Origin of the sequence: Blautia sp. AF34-10 (assembly GCF_003477865.1) — a bacterium.
GTDB lineage: Bacteria > Bacillota > Clostridia > Lachnospirales > Lachnospiraceae > Fusicatenibacter > Fusicatenibacter saccharivorans.
In genome coordinates, this window is the sequence record NZ_QUED01000009.1 from 1 (window position 1) to 17,711 (window position 17,711).

Genomic DNA, 17,711 nt, shown 5'->3' on the forward strand with positions numbered 1-17,711 from the left:
GAAAGAAAAAGAAAGACGGAACCTTATATAAGGATTATTTCTATTATGCCTGCAAACATCGTCGCCTGGTAGACGGTCATAAATGTGGATATCGTAAACAATGGAGCGAAGAGAAGATTAACAATGCAGTAGAAGAAGTTATCCGGAAACTGGTGAAGAATCCGAAATTTGAAGAAGCAATTCTGAATAAAATTGGTTCAAGAATAGATACAGAAGAAATAGAAAAAGAGATTGAAAGACTGGAAAAACAGTACAGGCAGCTGACCGGAGCAAAAGCAAGACTTGGACAGCAGATGGATAGCCTGGACATCATGGATAAATTTTATGAAAAGAAATATCAGGATATGGAGACAAGGTTATACCGTCTGTATGATGAAATTGAAGGCGTGGAGAACAGTATAGAAGAAGTCAAGAACCGCCTGCTGAATATTCAGCAACAGAAAATATCAGAAGAAAACGTCTATCAATTTCTTTTATATTTTGATAAACTATATGATAAGTTCACCGACCTGGAGAAGAAAGAATTTCTTAACAGTTTTGTAGAACAGGTGGACATTTACGAGCAGGAGCAGCCAGATGGCAGATTCCTGAAGCACATAAAGTTCCGTTTTCCGGTGTATTTTGGAGACAGGGAAACACAGGAACTTTGTTGGGACAATGAAAGTACTGTGGAGACCGTGTGCCTCTTGAGCAAACGAAAACCAGATGCCACGGTAAAACTCAGCGTGGATATGGATGATTACTATCGTATTAAAGATGGTAAAGAGCCTAAATAAAATCGAATAATACACTGAATTAAAGCAGGATAGAAGCTGTTGATGCGTTAGAAGATAACGTGTCAGCGGCTTTTTCTTTTTATCTGAAAATCTATTAGTCAAATCTGAAAGGAGTCAATTCTATGGCAAAGAAAAATGTAAGGAATATGAAGGTTTGTGGACAGAGCGGTTATAAATATGAGACAGTTCCGGCAATTACATTAAAAGGAAAGTGGCTGGAAGAACTGGGATTTCATCTTGGGGATTATGTGCAGGTGAAATGTGAAAATGGTCAGCTGATTATCACGCCGGATGTGGATAAAGCACAGGAGCAGGAAGCGAAGACCGCATTTATGGATGAGGAGATTAAGAAACTGATAATCAGATACCAGAATGAAAAAGAAGAAATTACTGCAAAATATGTGGCAGAGCAGAGTGCAGGCTGTTATGGAAAGAAAGCATGAGAGGGGGAGAATGTATGGCAAGGATTATAATGTGTGGATCATTTAAAGGGGGAGTTGGCAAAACTGCCAGCTCCTGGAATTTGGCGTATTCACTGGCTGAGATGGGAAAAAGGGTTCTGGTTGTTGATTTTGACAGCCAGGCAAATCTGACAACCTGCTTCGGAGTAGAAGATCCTGCGGCTGTGCCGGTGACGATTGGACATCTGATGATGAATCGGCTGGAAGATGAGGAAATGCCGGATCCGTCAGAGTTTATACAGAGTAGAAATGGTGTGGACTTTATTCCATCATCCATGATGCTTTCAGCAGTGGACAGTAAGCTGCGGATGGAGATGGGTTCAGAGAAGATGCTGACTGGTATTCTGGAGCCGCTGAGAGGGCTGTATGACTATATTATTGTAGACACCTGTCCATCGCTCGGAACATTGACGATTAACGCATTGACGGCGGCTGATGAGGTGATTATTGCCGTCAATCCGCAGCTTTTGGCAATGATGGGATTGCAGGATTTTATCCGGACAGTGAAGAAAGTCAGAAGCAGACTGAATGACCGCCTGCAGATTGCAGGGATCCTGCTGACTATGTGTGATGCCAGAACAAATCTCTGTAAGGTAATCACAGAACAGCTGACGGATACTTTTGATGGACAGATCCGGATTTTTAAGAGTATCATACCAAACACAGTAAAGGTGGGAGAATCAATTTATTACAGTGAGCCGCTTCGGGAGTATGCACCGGAGAATAAGGCTTGTAAAGCATACCGGAATCTGGCAGAGGAGGTGGTTGGGGATGAAAGCTAATGCACCAAAAAGAAAAGTATTTCAGGACGCACTGGATCTTCTTGCTGAGGATCCGGTGAAGAATACGCCAGTGCCTGTGAACGGGATTGTTTCTATTCCGGTTGAGGAAATACATCCGTTTCAGGATCATCCGTTCCGGCTGTATGAGGGAGAACGCCTGGAAGATATGGTACAGAGCATCAGGGATCATGGTGTGCTGAATCCGGTGATTGTGAGGAAAGCTGCAAGGGGCTATGAGATGCTTGCAGGGCATAACAGAACCAATGCGGCAAAGATAGCAGGATTGACAGAGATACCTGCGATTCAGTATTTATCAGGTTTTGCCGAAGCTGATTGAATTGTGGGGGATGAACATCAGGACGGATGTGGAGGCTAAAAAAAACTTCATGCAACAGACCGTGAAAGGACAACTCCCCTGTTTCTTCTCCGGTGTGTGCAGCTGGGGATTTCCATCCGGGATCTGGATCTGCTGACTATCGGGATGGTGAATGATATGTTTGTGGAAAGCAGGAACGATGAGTATAAGGGATGGAGACAGGTTGCCACGCAGGAGGATTTTGACAGGTTCTGATCTGATGAAATGTGGTGACAGGATGTTTCAGAAAGGGTATAATGGGTTTATCAAAGTCGGGATTTGGAGGAGATTCTTATTTATGAAAAAAGGAATAAATAAATCAATCTTATTTTATATTGCATCAGTTCTGTTTCTCGTAGCCTCAGCTATAGACTTTACGAGTGGAAATGAAAATTCTATGGCTATAGTATGGTTATGTCTTGGTTCTTCGTTTCTTTGCTTGGGTTCGACTCATAAGAAAAAGGAAAACAATACAGATGATAAATAATTTTCTGCTTGTATTGCTGGAAAATCGGGATTCATAGAGTCCTTTTGTGATTTGCAACTGCTGGTTGACAGATTTACAGCCTGAAATGGTGGAATGCAAACAGCAAAACTGTTATATTTAGCTCATAAAATCTGCAAAAGGAGGAAAAAATGATTTTAGCTGATAAGATTACAGAGGAAAGAAAAAAGAATGGATGGTCACAGGAAGAACTAGCCAATCAGTTGGGCGTATCCAGACAGGCAGTATCTAAGTGGGAAAGTGCAGGAGCTGTTCCAGATTTGCAAAGAATTTTACAGATGTCGGAGCTTTTTGGTGTTAGTACAGATTACCTATTAAAAGATGAAATGAAAGCAGAAAATATCACCTATCACGAAAGTACTGAAAGCTATGCAGAACCGTTGAAAAAAGTAACTATGGAGAATGCAAATGAATTTCTTGACATGAAAAGAAATGGATCCAAAGTAGTGGCAAACGCAACAAGTATGTGTATCTTAAGTCCAATATTATTGATTGTTCTTGTGACAATGGCAGAAGATAGCGTATTTCATGTTTCGGAATCTCTGGCAACAGTATTTGGATGTGTTTTTTTGCTTGGAATGGTTGCGGCAGCCGTCTTTTTGTTTATTACATATGGAATGAGTGAATCACATATGGAACATTTTGAAAAAGAATGCTTTGAAACAGAGTATGGTGTATCTGGAATGGTACGAGAAAAAAAAGATTCCTATGAACCAATTTTTATCAGAGGAACGGCTGTTGGGGTAGTGCTTTGTATACTGGCAGTGATTCCGACAATTATTGCCGAATCTATGGAAGCGTCCGACTATTACTGTGGTCTTTCCGTTGGATTACTGCTATTCATACTTGCAATAGGAGTGAATCTGTTGGTTCGTGTTGGGATGGTAAAAAGCAGTTACGATACCCTTCTTCAGGAAGGGGAATATACAAAAGAAGAAAAACTGTTTAAGAAAAAGACTGACACGTTTTCTGGTGTATATTGGTGCTTGACTACAGCGATTTACCTTGCATGGAGCTTCTGGACGATGAGCTGGGATATTACATGGATTGTATGGCCGGTTGCAGGTGTTTTGTTTGCAGCATTGCTTGGTGTGGCGAAAATGGTGTTAAAGAGTGGCAGTGAAACTCAGCACTATATTTAAGATGGAGTTAAGTTTATTTTCCGCATATTATACTCATCCAGAAATTCAAGTTTGGAGAATTGAGGAAATCGTGAGCTGTTGAATGAATTTTTGAGGATTACCGAGGAAACAGTATGAAAAAATGCAAATATTGTGGTAAAAAACTAAATGGCAATTTTGAATTTTGTAACAGTAAATGTGAAAATTGTTATGAAAAGATGGTGGATAAGGACAGCCATAAAATCAAGTATTTTATATTAGGTATTATTTTGGGTTTCTTAGTTATGTTTTATGGCATTATTTCTAACAATAATGTCTTCATAATAGGCATTATTTCTAACAATAATGTCTTCATAATAGGAATTGGAATTATAGTAATGGGTATGGATGTTGTTTTATTGCCATTTACAACTCCCGAAACAATAAATTTTCTAGGATATAAAAAGTCGAAATTTGCAGGAAGAATATCGGGTATATTGCTTATAGTAGTTGGAGTATGGATGTGGTTTATTCAATGATAAATCCCAGCCTGTAAAATTGAAAATAAATTGAAAATCACGAAATCGGAGGAGTTAATGATTATGTGGAATGAATTAGGCATAAGTGGAGGAACTGCAATTGTTATTTTGATCGCACTGTATTTCGTTATCAAATGGGCAGTGAAAAATAGTATCAAAGAAGCCTACAGTGCTATCACTGGAAAGAAAACGGATGAAGATGTCAGAAACGAAAAAGAACTGAAAGAACTTGGATTTGAGTTAGAAGATAAATAAAAGTTTTCAGGGGGGTTATGAAGAAAAAAGTACTTGCAATTATGTTGGTTACGGTATCAATAATGTTGATTTCGGCGTGCGGGAAAAAAGAAAAACTGTACGAAATTCCTAACCTGTCGCAGTATAAGACAGATTATGTAGGAGATTCTTCGAATGTTATAAATATTGTAAGCGGTCAAGAGTATCCGGAGGGATACTCATATGACAGTATAGAGATACAGTCTGAAACAGAGCCTTATGGATTAACAGTTTTTCTAAAAGATGAGCCGTCTGCATCTAGGATTGAAGATGAATTGCAGGTCAATGCAGATATGACATTTAACTTGATTGGTAATTTGGGAACACTTGAGTATAGAATAGCAGACAGCAAAGAAATCATTGCATCGTATGAAAGGTAGAAAGAGTATTCTTCAACTTTCAGTTCTATTGATTGAATAAGAGATGATATGGAAAGCATTTGTCAGGAATGGCAGGTGCTTTTTTTGTGCCCGGAGTGCTCCGGGTATTTTTAAGCCTTTTTTTATGAGATTTATGGGGGAGCCGCATGGCAGGGAACAGAATCCAGGGGATCACTGTCGAGATTGGCGGCGATACCACGAAATTGCAGACCGCCTTAAAGGGGGTTAATACAGAAATCCGGAATACGCAGAGCCAGCTGAGGGATGTGGAGAAGCTGCTTCCGGTGACGGGAGTGGCGGCAGATATGGTAATTTCGCCGCAGATGGCCGCGGCAGACAGCGGTGTGATTACCGGTACGGGAACATCCGGCGGTGCGGATCTGACAGCCGGTATTGTGGCGGCACAGCAGAGAATGAGTCTGAGGAGCGGAGGTAGATAGGATGGCTTTTTTTCAGTATCTTGTGTTTGACGGGGAGAACCTGCCGCTTCCGGATTCTTATGAGGTGGAGCTGGAGGATGTGGAAGCGGATTCCAGCGGTGAGACAGAGGCAGGGACAACACAGAGGGATGTGGTGCGGCATGGTGTGGTGCGGATCCCGGTGTCGTTTTCCGTTACGGCGAAGTGGTTGAAGAAGCTGGCGGGGTATGCGAAGAAGGATAAGATCAGCGTGTAGTATTTTGATGTGGAGACGCTGGGGATGAAAACAGCGGAAATGTATGTGACGGGGTATAAGGCGAAGCTGAAAAAGGACACCAGTTATAAGGGGCTGTGGACGGTGAGTTTTACGTTGAAGGAGATGTAGGGAAATGGTATACTGGAAGCATCAAATCGTAATTTGCACAATTCTTGAACTCAACACAAACTGCCATCAGTGTTGTTCCGTTGCCCGTTCTTTGCTGGTAGAATAAAACCATCAAATGAAGGAGCAACAAGCCATGAATACAGATAAAATCTATGCAGAACAACTCGCAAACGAATATGCACTCAAGGACACCTCCAAGGTGATTGCTCTTCGCAAACTGGATGCAAAAGCCAAGCTTCCCGCAACCGTTTTTACCTATACCTTCGGCATTATCACTGCGCTGGTAGCCGGTGTTGGAATGTGCCTTTCCATGAAGGTCATCGGCAGCGGTAGCACCACTATGTTTGTCCTCGGCGTGATTGTCGGCATTATTGGGCTGCTGGGCATGGGCGTTAATTACCCCATCTACAAAAAATTGCTGGCACAGGGCAAGCAGAAATACGCTTTTGAAATCATGGAACTGGCAAAAGAAATCAGCGAGATGTAAACAACAACACGAAAGAAGGTGAGAACGATTGAATAGATCGGAAAGCAGATATTTTGCTACCGCAGCCAGAATGGACGAAGCCTTTCTGACCCTTCTGGCAAAAAAGGATTTTGAGTATATTACAATCAAAGAAATCTGTGAAGTAGCAGGGGTCAATCGTTCCACCTTCTATCTGCACTATGAAACGATGTCAGACCTGCTCTCGGAGAGTGTCGGTCGTATGAACGAGCAATTTCTTGCTTCTATGGAGAAAGATTCGGATGCCTTTTCTACAAAGCTGCGGAATTGCCCGAGGGATGAATTATATCTAATTACGCCGGATTATTTAACACCTTACCTCAGCTACATTAAGAATAACAAGCGACTGTTCCGCACAGCAACAGAAAATGCGGCGGTGTTGGGGATGGATAAAAGCTATGATAGGATGTTCCGTCATGTGTTTACGCCGATTCTCGACCGCTACGGTGTACTACAGCAAGATCGACCTTATATCATGGCCTTTTATATTCGGGGACTGATGGCAATTATCTCAGAATGGCTCAAGAACGACTGCACCGATTCCATTACGTATGTTACAGGTTTGATTCAGCAGTGTGTAAAAATTCCACAAAGCGAAACACCGAACGCTGTTTGACAATTTCAAGTTTGGAGAATTGAAAAAAACGGAATTTATCTATTAAGACATATAAACTCTTGACAATAAAGCTCCTATATAGTATGTTTTTAATAAACTACTATATAGGAGCTTTTGTGTGGAAATGAATGGAGGATTTCTTGTCACCAAAATAAAACAGCTTGGAGACCGGATTTTTGAGAAGATTCTCAGTGAAAAGAATATTGATGCGTTTAATGGAGCCCAGGGACGTATTCTTTATGTGCTGTGGCAGGAGGATGGTATCTCAATCAGGTCACTCTCGACTAAATGCGGATTAGCGATAACATCTCTTACTACGATGCTGGAAAGAATGGAAAATCAAGGGCTGATAAGCCGTGTTCAGTCTGAAACGGACAAAAGGAAAACACTCCTGTTTCTGACTGAGAAAGCACATGCCTTAAAGGGCGAGTACGATTCTGTATCTGATGAGATGGGCAGTATTTACTACAAAGGTTTTTCAGAGGAAGAAATTATCCGGTTTGAGGAATGTCTCGACCGCATCAGAAAGAATCTTGAGGAGTGGCAGAAGTCATGAGTATTTGTATCAAAGATCAGATTCAGAACATGAATATCGTCATTGGCTGCACAGTGGGGTGTACATATTGCTATGCCCGCAACAACGTGAAACGCTGGCATATGATTGATGACTTCGCTGACCCTGAATTCTTTCCGGGTAAGCTCAAGATGATGGAAAAGAAACGTCCGCAGAACTTTCTTCTTACTGGGATGAGCGATCTCTCCGGATGGAAGCCGGAATGGAGAGACGAGGTATTTGCAAAGATCCGTGAAAATCCACAGCATCAGTTCCTGTTCCTTACCAAGCGACCTGATCTGCTGGATTTTGATACCGATCTGGAAAATGCATGGTTTGGCGTTACGGTGACGAGGAAAGCAGAACGGTGGCGTATCGACGCCCTTCGGAAAAACATCAGAGCAAAGCATTACCATGTTAGCTTTGAACCGTTATTCGACGATCCCGGTACAGTTGACCTTTCCAGAATCAACTGGATCGTTGTCGGCACTATGACCGGGGCTCAGAGCAGGAAGATTCATACGGAGCCGGAATGGGCATGGTCTCTGACGGATCAGGCACACGCACTCGGCATTCCGGTGTTTATGAAGGAAGACCTTGTCCCTATCATAGGGGATGAAAATATGATTCAGGAAATGCCGGAAGAATTTAATAAAGTGTTAGAGGTACAGAAATCATGGAAGAAGTAATAAATGGAATCCTCATTCGTGAGGTGGAAACAAAGAACATCATGACTAAGTCTAGTCTGCCGGTAGGCGGTTACTCGGTCAATCCCTATGTGGGCTGTACACATGCCTGCAAGTATTGCTATGCTTCTTTTATGAAGCGCTTTACCGGGCACAAGGAGGAATGGGGCACTTTCCTTGATGTGAAGCATTGGCCGGAAATTAAAAATCCGAAGAAATATGCCGGACAGCGGGTGGTCATCGGTTCTGTGACAGATGGCTACAATCCACAGGAGGAGCAATTCGGGAATACCAGAAAACTTCTGGAGCAGCTGATCGGCAGTGACGCAGATATTCTGATCTGCACAAAGTCGGATCTTGTGGTACGGGATATTGATCTGCTGAAGAAGCTTGGACATGTAACCGTTTCATGGTCGATCAACACACTAGATGAAAATTTCAAGAACGATATGGATTCTGCTTCGAGCATTGAGCGCCGTATCTCTGCTATGAAGCAGGTATATGAAGCAGGTATCCGTACAGTCTGTTTCGTATCCCCGGTATTCCCCAGTATCACGGATTTTGAAGCAATCTTTGAGCGGGTAAAGGATCAATGCGATCTGTTCTGGCTCGAAAATCTCAATCTTCGAGGCGGTTTCAAAAAGACAATTATGGATTATATCGCCGGAAAATATCCTGATCTTGTACCACTTTACGACGAGATCTATAACAAGCATAACCGCAGCTACTTTGAAGCACTTGAAGTAAAAGCTGAGAAAATGGCTAAGAAGTATGATTGTGCCTTTGTGGATAATGAAATGCCTTATGGCAGAGTCCCGCAGGGACATCCGGTGATCGTAGATTATTTCTATCATGAGGAAATCCGTGGGACAGAGAATACCGGAAAAAGAAATCGCTAACTTCAAGTTTGCAGGGAAGGTGGCTATCATGGAGATGAAGAGAAATGGATGAGAGGAAAGCGTATTGGTTTGAACAGCCATATATGCCGCAGATGAAAAATATTGCGGTGGCTCCTGTTATTCTGGAAGATGGAAGACTGTCCTTCTGTGTTCCAGGGGATGATGGTCCTCCGTGGTCCGGGGTGTGGAACCTGACTGGAAAGGTTGTTTTGGACGGGGATGATTATTTTGAGTTCCAGTGTGATGATGAAGTGATGCACAGACGGGGTGGAACATATAAATTTCATGCTTTGGATGTTGATACATTCAGCAGGGAAACGTGTCAGTGGATATCACAGGGAAAAGAGATTGCAGACTGCTGTAAAACAACAGAAGAACTGCATGAATGGTACCTGAAACATTGGACTTATAACAGATAGAATGATTATATTTACGAAGGCATCGGTCACCTGGTTGGCTGGTGCTTTTTTCGTGGGGAAATGGAGGTGGCGGGATGTATCCGGTATCGGATGGGTTTCTGAGAGCTGTGAAGAGCAATACAAGAAAATATTACTGGACGGGTACGATCGTTACCAGAGGCGGAATGACGTATGAGTCGGGGCGAAGGAGATTGTGAAGGGTTCCGGGTATATTTCCAGGCAGTGCTGTGGAAGCACGGAAATTGAACTGGGGACGGTGTATGCGGCGGAGATGGGGATCACGCTTCTGAGTGACATTGACAGGTATACGCTGGAGGATGCTCAGGTGACGCTGGTGTTTCATCTGGTGCTGGCGGATGATTCGGTGGAAGATGTGCCGATGGGAGTTTTTGAGGTCAGTGAGGCGAACCGTCTGGCAAAGTGCCTGGAACTGAAAGCCTATGATTTTATGCTGCGGTTTGATAAGAGTTTCAACGGGTTTGAGACTGTGGGGACTGCTTATGATTTTATTGCTTTGTGCTGTAAGCGGTGTAAAGTGGAGTTTGCGAATAAGAGGGCGGAGATTGATGCCATGCCGAATGGCGGGGTGACGCTTTCTGTTTATACTGAAAATGATATTGAGACCTGCCGGGATGTGCTGTTTTATGTGGCACAGGTTCTGGGAGGTTTCTTTATTATTAACAGGGAGGGAAAGCTGGAACTGAGAAAGTACGGGAAGGATCCTGTGATGAAGGTGGAGCAGAGACACCGGTTTTCTTCCAGCTTTTCGGATTTTATTACCAGATACACGGCAGTGAGTTCCACCAACAAGCAGACGCAGATTGCAGAGTATTATGCTCTGGATCCGGATAATGGGCTGACCATGAACCTGGGTGTGAACCCGCTTCTGCAGTTTGGGTTAAAGGAGACTAGGGAGATGCTGTGCAGGAATATCCTGGCAGATCTGTCTGTGATCCGGTATGTGCCGTTTGATTCGGATACCATCGGGAACCCTGTCCTGGATCCAGGGGATGTGCTGACATTTGCGGGAGGACAGGCGGATGAGGGACAGATCACCTGTATCACTTCCATCAGACAGAAAATCGGGGGAAAGCAGAGCCTGAAATGTGTGGGGAAGAACCCGAGGCTGGATCAGGCGAAGTCAAGGAATGACAAGAATATTTCGGGACTGCTGAATCAGATTGAAGACAATGCGAAGACCGGGAAGATCGGGATCCATACGTTTACCAATGCTTCCGCGCATGAGATCGGGCAGACGAAGGTGAAGCTGATCAGTATCCAGTTTGCTTCTTCTGAGGAAAACCACATGCAGTTTTTTGCGCAGGTTGTTGTGGATGTGGCTGCGGATCCGGTGGAACGGTCTGCGGAGGCTTCCGGGACTGTGGTGATTCCATTTCCGGGCGGAAGCGGCAGTGGAACTGGAAGTGGTACGGGTGGTTCTGATGGAACCGGGGAGACATCGGATGCAGGAAGTTCTGAAAATGATGCGGCAGGGAATGAAGTTGGAAATACTTCTGGGAATGAGAATACAGGGAGTACGGATGATGTCGCTGGTGGCTCGGATTCCGGATCCGGAACCGGGAGTGGTTCGGAGGTTTCTGTGGATGTGAGCCTGCCGGTGAAGTGGCAGGAGGACGGACAGGCGGTCTGCCATGTGGTCTTTGAATTTAATAATGAGGAGATTGTGGAGCATTGTCCGGTGGAGACCTGGCATTCCGGGAAACATATTTTGTCGCTGTATTATCCAATTGAGAAGATCGTTGCCAATTATACGAATACATTCAATGTGTATCTCTGGATGGAGTATGGCAGCGGTACGGTTGATGTGGGAGACTGCATTGCTTCTGTCAGCGGACAGGCAATGGCGGTTGGGGAAGCCTGGGACGGAAAGCTTGAGGTGGAGGATTATACACGAGATTTGCCATTGGCGGAGGACTGGATGTGAATGGTTTCCGGGAATCGCTGTCCATGCAGATGAAGGAGACGGTGAACAGAGGATTTGAAGTGTATTTTGCTGAGAGAGCGGGAATCAGCGGTTTCTGCAGGCCGGTAGAAATGGAGGGTGTGTGATGAAGTTGAAAGGTGAAATGGTCATTGAACTGACCGATACGAATACGGGTGCGGTGGAGACAGTTCAGGAGACGAACATGATCACGGAGGCAGTGAATAATATTCTGGGGCTGAATCCCATGGGGATTTATCTGAAAGCCAGCGGGGAGTATGACAATTCTGTTTTGTGGAACGGGACGCTGCTTCCCATCTGCCCGAACATGATCGGCGGGATCCTGCTGTTTCCGGCAGTGCTGGAAGAAAAGGCGGATCATATTTACGAGCAGGGGAAGAACCTGCTTACGGCAGTTCTCAGAAATGGGAGCTGCTTTTTTCATGGGAGGAGGATTCTGGCATGAAGGAATTTTGGAACTTTATTCAGATGGTTTTTATGGCTGTAGGCGGATGGCTGGGTTGGTTTATGGGAGGCTGTGACGGGCTTCTGTATGCACTGGTCGCTTTTGTGGTGATTGATTACCTGACCGGGGTGATGTGTGCTTTTGCGGACCATACGCTTTCCAGTGAAGTGGGCTTCCGGGGGATCTGCAGGAAGGTGCTGATCTTTCTGCTGGTGGGAATGGCAAATATTCTGGATGTGGCTGTGATCGGGAACGGATCCGTGCTGAGGACAGCGGTGATCTTTTTCTATATTTCCAATGAGGGTGTGAGTCTGCTGGAGAATGCAGGGCATCTGGGGCTGCCGATTCCGCAGAAGGTGAAAGAGGTGCTGGAACAGCTGCATGACAGAAGTGAAAAGGGGGATGGGGAATGAGGATTGCAAGGGAAAAGTTTATCGCGGACATTGCGGGATATGTGAAAAAGTATGCCGGGCAGTATGGAATCCTGTGCCATTCTGCGGTGATCTCACAGGCGGTTCTGGACTCCGGATGGGGCGAGAGCCGGCTGACCAGTCAGTACTATAACTATTTTGGACTGAAATGTGGCACAAGATGGACTGGCAGGTCTGTAAATATGCGTACACAGGAAGAATACAGGGAAGGGACGCTGACTTCCATCCGTGATAATTTCCGGGTGTTTGATTCCATGGAAGAGGGCGTAAAGGGGTATTTTGAGTTTATCCAGCTGGAACGGTACCGGAACCTGAGGGGGATCCGCAGGAGTATCTGGAAACCATCCGTGCCGACGGGTATGCCACTTCTTTTTCCTATGTGGAAGACTGCATGAAGGTGATCCGTCAGTATGAACTGACAAGATTTGATGAAGGGGGATGTGAGGCTATGGCAAAGACTGCTGAGAGTGTTCTGGATGTGATGAGGGGATGGCTGGGATTCAGTGAGGCCAATGGAAAGTTTAGGGAGATTATTGACTTGTATAATAGTGTGAAGCCGCTTCCCAGAGGATATGCGGTGCAGCATTCGGATGAATGGTGTGATACCTGTGTGTCTGCTGCAGGGATCAGGGCAGGATGCAGTGAGCTGATCGGCAGGGAGTGCGGCGTGGAGGAACACGTGAAGATCTTCAGGGAGATGGGGATCTGGATCGAAGACGGAACCATTATGCCGGAGCCAGGTTATGTGATTGTGTATAACTGGGACAAGGCCACACAGCCGAATGACGGGTACAGTGACTATATCGGTTTTGTGGAGGAGGTTTCCGGTGGGAATGATTACTGCTATTGAAGGTAACCGGGTGAAAAGGTTGACAGAAGGGTGATCCCCCTGGGATGGGGATATATCCGCGGATATGCGGCTCCGCAGTATGAGAAGGCTGTGAAAGGAACCGGCGGGAATCCTGGTACAGGAAAGAAAAGTGTGGAAGCTGTGGCGAAGGAAGTGATTGCCGGAAAGTGGGGGAACGGCGAGGACAGAAAGAAGAGACTGCAGGCTGCAGGGTATGATTATCCGGCAGTGCAGGCGAAGGTGAATGAGCTGGTGAAAAGTAAAGTGTATGGAAGCAGGAATGAACGCACATCTTGCAAAGCCGTTGGATGATAAAAAGATTAAGCAGACCATAAGCGAAGAGTTGAGAAGGTCAAATGCCTGTCATGAATGATTATGAGACAGCCGCAGCAATCAGGAGCCTTCCAGATGCATGGGAAAAGCGGACAGGAAACATAGAGAGAGGATTTTGTTATGACAGAAATGAAATATATATTTCCGAAACAACTGCAGTCTGTGGCTGCGTTGGCTTTTATAGCCGTGCTGATCGCTCTGCTTCTTATCCTGACTGTAATGGTACATATGAGGAACAGAAAACTGAAACGTATGCTGGAAGAACAGATGGCAGAACGACGGCTTTTGGACAAAATATGTTCAGACTTTACTGCTGTCTATTATGTCGAATTAAATATCGGTTTCTTTGAGATTCTGCATATAAACGACGGAACCAATGCAAAAAAAATGAATCTGAAACAGTGTGATAATTTCAATTATGCTGCTGACCAATATGCGGTCCAGTATCTGTATGGGAAAGAAAGACAGGAATTTAAGGAGTGGATTTCGACGGGGCATCTGAAGGAACAGCTTTCCAGGAAGGAGCGCATTACCTATCATTACAGAAGCAAACCGAATCCGAATCAGCATGAATTTTTTGAGGCACAGGCAGTCAAAATATACCAGGATGAGAAACATTTTTTCGCACTGGTGGGTTTCCGGCATATCGATGATATTATGGAAAAAGAAACTACCATCCAGAATCAATTAAAGCAGGCACTGGACGAGACACGGCTGAGTAATGAAATAATTTCGGCAATTGCCAAGAGTTACTGTTCTATTTACAGGATTGATGTTCAGAAAGATTTTTTTGAAGAGGTATCAAATGACAGTGAAATACACAAACTGACAGGAAACAGAGGATGTGCATCGGAGAAACTGTATCAGCTTTGTGATACCATGGTTGCACCGAAATACCGTCCGCTGATACGTCCATTTCTGGATGTTTCTACACTTTCAGCCAGATTGAAGACGGAAGAATGTATTTCTACAGAATACAGGATGTGTGATGGCAGCTGGCACAGGATGCTTTTTACTGTAAAAAACGGGATCAGTCTGGAAATGTTACCCATGTTTTATGTACGGTCCGTAGTATCAGCGATTCCAAAAGACGTGAAGAGGATCTTAACTTTGCAGCGGAAGCAGCAAAGCGGGAAGCCGAAATGAAAACAAGGTTTCTGGCAACTATGAGTCATGATATCCGCACACCACTGAACGGTATTATCGGTATGGTAAATATGGGAAATCAGTACGCAGATGATCCACAGATGCAGCAGAAGATCAGAGAAAAGGCAATGGAAGCCCTGAAATATCTGGTGTCTCTGGTAAATGATGTGCTGGATATGAATAAACTACAGAGCGGAGAGTTGAAGGACCAGCAGATTTTGTTTGATCTGACAATGGTACTGCGTGAACTGAACCAGATTTATGATGAGCGGGCTGCAAAGAAAGGCATCCGGTATGAGGTTGACTGGAAAAATAGTACATACAGCCACAGCGCTCTGATTGGAAATCCGGTATATCTTGGCAGGATCCTGTCGAATGTCATGGACAATGCCATAAAATTCAGTCAGGCGGGCAGTGTGATTACGGTCTGGGTTAAGGAAGAAACTCTGGATGATGGCAGAGCATTTTTTACGTTCTACTGTAAAGACCAGGGTGTGGGTATGAGTGAAGATTTTATTGCACATGCTTTTGATATGTTCTCTCAGGAAAGCAAGACAAGCAGATCCAGGTATGAAGGCACCGGACTGGGGCTTGCAATTACGAAACAGCTTGTGGACAGGATGGAAGTATTGAACTGAAGAGCGAAGTTGGTGTTGGTACTACAGTTATTGTAAAAATACCGTTCAAAATTGACACACAGGATAAAAACAGTAATTTATCAGATAAGCCAGTAAGCCTTGATGATTATTCAGTGGAAGGCATACGGGCATTGGTTGTGGAAGACAATGAGCTGAACATGGAGATTGCCAGATGTATACTGGAAGACAGCGGTATGGAAGTTACATGTGCAGTAGACGGTCAGGAAGCAGTTGAAATTTTTAAGAAATCTGCACCGGATTATTTCGGGGTAATTTATATGGATATTATGATGCCGAGGATGAATGGACTGGATGCGGCAAGGACAATCAGGGAAATGAAAAGAAGGGATGCCAGGAGGGTTCCGATCATTGCAATGTCCGCCAATTCCTTTGCAGAAGACATTATCAACAGCCGGATGGCAGGAATGAATGTCCATCTTGCAAAACCGCTTGATGCAGAAAAAATGATTGTTGCTTTAAAAAAATGCATGGCAGATAATAGCAATGTAAAACTGCACGAAGATTTGTAGGAATAAAAAGACAGAGCGTATAGAGCTGCTATATGGTCTGTTTTTTTATTCCTTTGAAGAAGCTTGGGACAGGTACAGCAAATTAAAATGGTAAAAACATGCTCATATCCGGAGCATTATTTTTGCAGAGAAAATACCATCTTTATAGGTAAAGTCACAGATACCGCCGTTTTTGTCGGTAATGTGGCGTACGGATTCGATTCCTATGCCGTTTCCGGAACGTTTGGAGGATTGGAAAATATTGTTTTCTTGCCGTATTTTACCATCGAAAGTATTCTCCACATGAATCAGAAGCAGATGATTATGGTGGGGATAAACCTCCACATTAATCTTCCTGCGGGCCTGATCTGTTTTCACACTTGCCTGGATGGCATTTTCCAACAGATTGGAAAATACAAGGCACAGATTAATCTCATCTTTTAAAGTGTGGGGATATTCTTTTAAAGAGAATCTGTTAGCCGGAACCAGTAAGGAGGGCACATCGAGGAATATCAGAAGCTATGAAGAAGCTATGAAACAGCTGACAGATACTATCCGCGAAAGACTGGCGTATCTGGATAAAGAACTGGGAGGAAATTGAAAATGAAAAAAGTACTGGTGATTTTTGGAACAAGACCGGAAGCAATTAAAATGTGCCCTCTTGTTCTGGAAATGAAAAAAAGTGAAAAACTGGAAACGCTGGTGTGTGTCACAGGACAGCACAGGGAAATGCTGAAGCAGGTTCTCGATATTTTTAAAGTGGTCCCGGATTATGATATGGCGATCATGAAAAAAGGGCAGGATCTTACGGATGTGACAACGGCTATTCTTACAGGAATGAGGGAGATCCTGAAAAAGGAAAAACCGGATATTGTGCTGGTCCATGGAGATACATCTACTGCATTTGCCGCATCTCTGGCTGCATTTTACCAGCAGATCCCGGTAGGACATGTGGAAGCGGGACTTCGTACTTATAATATGAAATCTCCCTATCCGGAAGAATTTAACAGGCAGGCCATTGGACTTACTGCCAGCCTGCATTTTGCGCCCACTCAGAAAGCAGCGAATGCACTGCTGAAAGAGGGTAAAGATCCAGAGCGGATCTTTATCACAGGAAATACAGGAATTGATGCTTTGCACTATACGGTGCGAAGTGATTTTTATCATCCGGAAACAGAATGGGCAAAAGGCAGCAGACTGATTGCTGTAACAGCACACAGAAGGGAGAATCTGGGAGAGCCCATGCGTGATATGTTCCGGGCTATACGCAGGATCGTGGAAGAATTTACAGATGTGAAGGTTATTTATCCTGTACATTTGAATCCGCAGGTCAGGAAGATCGCAGATGAGGAATTTGGTGGATGCGAGAGAATACACCTGATCGAACCAATGGATGTGGTGGAATTCCATAACCTGATGAAAGCCAGTTATCTGATCATGACAGACAGCGGCGGAATTCAGGAAGAAGCTCCTGCACTGGGAAAACCGGTACTGGTCATGCGGGATACAACAGAGCGTCCGGAAGGTGTGGAAGCAGGAACCTTAAAGCTTGTAGGTACGAAGATGGAGGATATTTACAGAGAATGCAGGCGGCTTCTTACAGAGCCGGAGACATACAGAAAAATGAGTGAGGCTAGAAACCCTTATGGTGATGGGACTGCAAGTATCAAAATCAGAAAAATCCTGGAGGATATAGATGCATAAGCATAAACAGAGCCAATGCAAAAGAAAAGTGAAACATCG

At 44.3% G+C, this 17,711-nt stretch carries 24 protein-coding genes and 4 pseudogenes; 27 read left to right on the forward strand and 1 reads right to left on the reverse strand.

Features of this window, described 5'->3' with window-relative positions:
• The 26 genes and pseudogenes from DWZ60_RS07120 to DWZ60_RS07240 form a co-directional block, all read left to right on the forward strand.
• Positions 1–776, forward strand: a pseudogene (locus DWZ60_RS07120) (recombinase family protein); the annotation flags it as partial.
• A gap of 122 nt (positions 777–898) precedes the next feature.
• The gene (locus DWZ60_RS07125; protein ID WP_117509302.1) at positions 899–1,219 is read left to right on the forward strand and encodes a SymE family type I addiction module toxin; all 321 of its coding nucleotides are present in this window, start codon (positions 899–901) and stop codon (positions 1,217–1,219) included.
• 14 nt (positions 1,220–1,233) lie between these two features.
• On the forward strand, positions 1,234–2,019 hold the full coding sequence (locus tag DWZ60_RS07130) for a ParA family protein (RefSeq protein ID WP_119221428.1): 786 nt from the start codon (positions 1,234–1,236) through the stop codon (positions 2,017–2,019).
• Positions 2,009–2,356, forward strand: coding sequence for a ParB N-terminal domain-containing protein (locus DWZ60_RS07135; protein ID WP_243037996.1), 348 nt, complete (start codon positions 2,009–2,011; stop codon positions 2,354–2,356). The genes DWZ60_RS07130 and DWZ60_RS07135 overlap by 11 nt, the downstream gene beginning before the upstream one ends.
• A gap of 316 nt (positions 2,357–2,672) precedes the next feature.
• A complete protein-coding gene (locus DWZ60_RS07140) occupies positions 2,673–2,861 on the forward strand; it encodes a hypothetical protein (RefSeq protein WP_117509428.1) in 189 nt (62 codons plus the stop codon).
• Between the two features lie 149 nt (positions 2,862–3,010).
• Positions 3,011–4,021 (forward strand): helix-turn-helix domain-containing protein, encoded by a 1,011-nt coding sequence (locus tag DWZ60_RS07145; protein WP_117509301.1) that lies wholly within the window; start codon positions 3,011–3,013, stop codon positions 4,019–4,021.
• A gap of 113 nt (positions 4,022–4,134) precedes the next feature.
• The gene (locus tag DWZ60_RS07150) at positions 4,135–4,518 is read left to right on the forward strand and encodes a DUF2116 family Zn-ribbon domain-containing protein (protein ID WP_119221429.1); all 384 of its coding nucleotides are present in this window, start codon (positions 4,135–4,137) and stop codon (positions 4,516–4,518) included.
• 63 nt (positions 4,519–4,581) lie between these two features.
• Positions 4,582–4,773: a DUF6019 family protein gene (locus DWZ60_RS07155; RefSeq protein WP_119221430.1), complete on the forward strand. Its 192-nt coding sequence runs from the start codon at positions 4,582–4,584 to the stop codon at positions 4,771–4,773.
• Positions 4,774–4,790: 17 nt separating this feature from the next.
• A complete protein-coding gene (locus tag DWZ60_RS07160; protein ID WP_119221431.1) occupies positions 4,791–5,171 on the forward strand; it encodes a DUF4825 domain-containing protein in 381 nt (126 codons plus the stop codon).
• A 146-nt stretch (positions 5,172–5,317) separates the two neighbouring features.
• Positions 5,318–5,452: pseudogene (locus tag DWZ60_RS21145) on the forward strand (phage tail tape measure protein); the annotation flags it as partial.
• Positions 5,453–5,612: 160 nt separating this feature from the next.
• Positions 5,613–5,975, forward strand: a pseudogene (locus tag DWZ60_RS20690) (hypothetical protein).
• A 133-nt stretch (positions 5,976–6,108) separates the two neighbouring features.
• A complete protein-coding gene (locus tag DWZ60_RS07175; protein WP_013274291.1) occupies positions 6,109–6,462 on the forward strand; it encodes a hypothetical protein in 354 nt (117 codons plus the stop codon).
• A 28-nt stretch (positions 6,463–6,490) separates the two neighbouring features.
• Positions 6,491–7,096 (forward strand): TetR/AcrR family transcriptional regulator, encoded by a 606-nt coding sequence (locus tag DWZ60_RS07180; RefSeq protein WP_055228654.1) that lies wholly within the window; start codon positions 6,491–6,493, stop codon positions 7,094–7,096.
• A gap of 118 nt (positions 7,097–7,214) precedes the next feature.
• Positions 7,215–7,652: a radical SAM mobile pair system MarR family transcriptional regulator gene (locus DWZ60_RS07185; protein WP_007884694.1), complete on the forward strand. Its 438-nt coding sequence runs from the start codon at positions 7,215–7,217 to the stop codon at positions 7,650–7,652.
• Positions 7,649–8,338 (forward strand): radical SAM mobile pair protein A, encoded by a 690-nt coding sequence (locus DWZ60_RS07190; RefSeq protein WP_055228655.1) that lies wholly within the window; start codon positions 7,649–7,651, stop codon positions 8,336–8,338. Before DWZ60_RS07185 ends, DWZ60_RS07190 begins: the two co-directional genes overlap by 4 nt.
• Positions 8,326–9,234 (forward strand): radical SAM mobile pair protein B, encoded by a 909-nt coding sequence (locus DWZ60_RS07195; RefSeq protein ID WP_055228656.1) that lies wholly within the window; start codon positions 8,326–8,328, stop codon positions 9,232–9,234. Before DWZ60_RS07190 ends, DWZ60_RS07195 begins: the two co-directional genes overlap by 13 nt.
• A gap of 44 nt (positions 9,235–9,278) precedes the next feature.
• Entirely contained in the window at positions 9,279–9,653 is a 375-nt protein-coding gene (locus DWZ60_RS07200; protein WP_055228657.1) for a hypothetical protein, read from the forward strand.
• Between the two features lie 74 nt (positions 9,654–9,727).
• Positions 9,728–11,723: pseudogene (locus tag DWZ60_RS07205) on the forward strand (hypothetical protein).
• Positions 11,723–12,061, forward strand: coding sequence for a hypothetical protein (locus DWZ60_RS07210; RefSeq protein WP_055228658.1), 339 nt, complete (start codon positions 11,723–11,725; stop codon positions 12,059–12,061). Before DWZ60_RS07205 ends, DWZ60_RS07210 begins: the two are co-directional and overlap by 1 nt.
• Complete coding sequence (locus DWZ60_RS07215; protein ID WP_055228659.1) at positions 12,058–12,474, forward strand: phage holin family protein; 417 nt, start codon at positions 12,058–12,060, stop codon at positions 12,472–12,474. The genes DWZ60_RS07210 and DWZ60_RS07215 overlap by 4 nt, the downstream gene beginning before the upstream one ends.
• Positions 12,471–12,887, forward strand: coding sequence for a glycoside hydrolase family 73 protein (locus tag DWZ60_RS07220; RefSeq protein ID WP_117509298.1), 417 nt, complete (start codon positions 12,471–12,473; stop codon positions 12,885–12,887). Before DWZ60_RS07215 ends, DWZ60_RS07220 begins: the two co-directional genes overlap by 4 nt.
• A complete protein-coding gene (locus DWZ60_RS07225) occupies positions 12,884–13,342 on the forward strand; it encodes a hypothetical protein (RefSeq protein ID WP_173815312.1) in 459 nt (152 codons plus the stop codon). Before DWZ60_RS07220 ends, DWZ60_RS07225 begins: the two co-directional genes overlap by 4 nt.
• Positions 13,343–13,372: 30 nt before the next feature.
• Complete coding sequence (locus tag DWZ60_RS17485; protein ID WP_173815311.1) at positions 13,373–13,654, forward strand: hypothetical protein; 282 nt, start codon at positions 13,373–13,375, stop codon at positions 13,652–13,654.
• Positions 13,655–13,795: 141 nt separating this feature from the next.
• Complete coding sequence (locus tag DWZ60_RS07230) at positions 13,796–14,821, forward strand: hypothetical protein (protein WP_119221433.1); 1,026 nt, start codon at positions 13,796–13,798, stop codon at positions 14,819–14,821.
• Positions 14,818–15,459, forward strand: coding sequence for a sensor histidine kinase (locus tag DWZ60_RS07235; protein ID WP_119221434.1), 642 nt, complete (start codon positions 14,818–14,820; stop codon positions 15,457–15,459). Before DWZ60_RS07230 ends, DWZ60_RS07235 begins: the two co-directional genes overlap by 4 nt.
• Before the next feature lie 113 nt (positions 15,460–15,572).
• The gene (locus DWZ60_RS07240; protein ID WP_147397731.1) at positions 15,573–15,989 is read left to right on the forward strand and encodes a response regulator; all 417 of its coding nucleotides are present in this window, start codon (positions 15,573–15,575) and stop codon (positions 15,987–15,989) included.
• A gap of 102 nt (positions 15,990–16,091) precedes the next feature.
• Here DWZ60_RS07240 and DWZ60_RS07245 read toward each other — a convergent pair whose 3' ends face one another.
• Complete coding sequence (locus tag DWZ60_RS07245) at positions 16,092–16,469, reverse strand: ATP-binding protein (protein WP_226906366.1); 378 nt, start codon at positions 16,467–16,469, stop codon at positions 16,092–16,094.
• A gap of 102 nt (positions 16,470–16,571) precedes the next feature.
• Between DWZ60_RS07245 and wecB the strand changes: the two genes are divergently transcribed.
• Positions 16,572–17,672, forward strand: coding sequence for a non-hydrolyzing UDP-N-acetylglucosamine 2-epimerase (wecB, locus tag DWZ60_RS07250; RefSeq protein ID WP_119221435.1), 1,101 nt, complete (start codon positions 16,572–16,574; stop codon positions 17,670–17,672).
• Positions 17,673–17,711: the final 39 nt, after the last annotated feature.

Excerpts from the sequence above, each read along its gene's own strand:
- DWZ60_RS07125 (WP_117509302.1), top strand. The coding sequence starts at position 899 with ATGGCAAAGAAAAATGTAAGGAATATGAAGGTTTGTGGACAGAGCGGT.
- DWZ60_RS07130 (WP_119221428.1), top strand. The coding sequence starts at position 1,234 with ATGGCAAGGATTATAATGTGTGGATCATTTAAAGGGGGAGTTGGCAAA.
- DWZ60_RS07135 (WP_243037996.1), top strand. The coding sequence starts at position 2,009 with ATGAAAGCTAATGCACCAAAAAGAAAAGTATTTCAGGACGCACTGGAT.
- DWZ60_RS07140 (WP_117509428.1), top strand. The coding sequence starts at position 2,673 with ATGAAAAAAGGAATAAATAAATCAATCTTATTTTATATTGCATCAGTT.
- DWZ60_RS07145 (WP_117509301.1), top strand. The coding sequence starts at position 3,011 with ATGATTTTAGCTGATAAGATTACAGAGGAAAGAAAAAAGAATGGATGG.
- DWZ60_RS07150 (WP_119221429.1), top strand. The coding sequence starts at position 4,135 with ATGAAAAAATGCAAATATTGTGGTAAAAAACTAAATGGCAATTTTGAA.
- DWZ60_RS07155 (WP_119221430.1), top strand. The coding sequence starts at position 4,582 with ATGTGGAATGAATTAGGCATAAGTGGAGGAACTGCAATTGTTATTTTG.
- DWZ60_RS07160 (WP_119221431.1), top strand. The coding sequence starts at position 4,791 with ATGAAGAAAAAAGTACTTGCAATTATGTTGGTTACGGTATCAATAATG.
- DWZ60_RS07175 (WP_013274291.1), top strand. The coding sequence starts at position 6,109 with ATGAATACAGATAAAATCTATGCAGAACAACTCGCAAACGAATATGCA.
- DWZ60_RS07190 (WP_055228655.1), top strand. The coding sequence starts at position 7,649 with ATGAGTATTTGTATCAAAGATCAGATTCAGAACATGAATATCGTCATT.
- DWZ60_RS07195 (WP_055228656.1), top strand. The coding sequence starts at position 8,326 with ATGGAAGAAGTAATAAATGGAATCCTCATTCGTGAGGTGGAAACAAAG.
- DWZ60_RS07200 (WP_055228657.1), top strand. The coding sequence starts at position 9,279 with ATGGATGAGAGGAAAGCGTATTGGTTTGAACAGCCATATATGCCGCAG.
- DWZ60_RS07210 (WP_055228658.1), top strand. The coding sequence starts at position 11,723 with ATGAAGTTGAAAGGTGAAATGGTCATTGAACTGACCGATACGAATACG.
- DWZ60_RS07215 (WP_055228659.1), top strand. The coding sequence starts at position 12,058 with ATGAAGGAATTTTGGAACTTTATTCAGATGGTTTTTATGGCTGTAGGC.
- DWZ60_RS07220 (WP_117509298.1), top strand. The coding sequence starts at position 12,471 with ATGAGGATTGCAAGGGAAAAGTTTATCGCGGACATTGCGGGATATGTG.
- DWZ60_RS07225 (WP_173815312.1), top strand. The coding sequence starts at position 12,884 with ATGAAGGTGATCCGTCAGTATGAACTGACAAGATTTGATGAAGGGGGA.
- DWZ60_RS07230 (WP_119221433.1), top strand. The coding sequence starts at position 13,796 with ATGACAGAAATGAAATATATATTTCCGAAACAACTGCAGTCTGTGGCT.
- DWZ60_RS07235 (WP_119221434.1), top strand. The coding sequence starts at position 14,818 with ATGAAAACAAGGTTTCTGGCAACTATGAGTCATGATATCCGCACACCA.
- wecB (WP_119221435.1), top strand. The coding sequence starts at position 16,572 with ATGAAAAAAGTACTGGTGATTTTTGGAACAAGACCGGAAGCAATTAAA.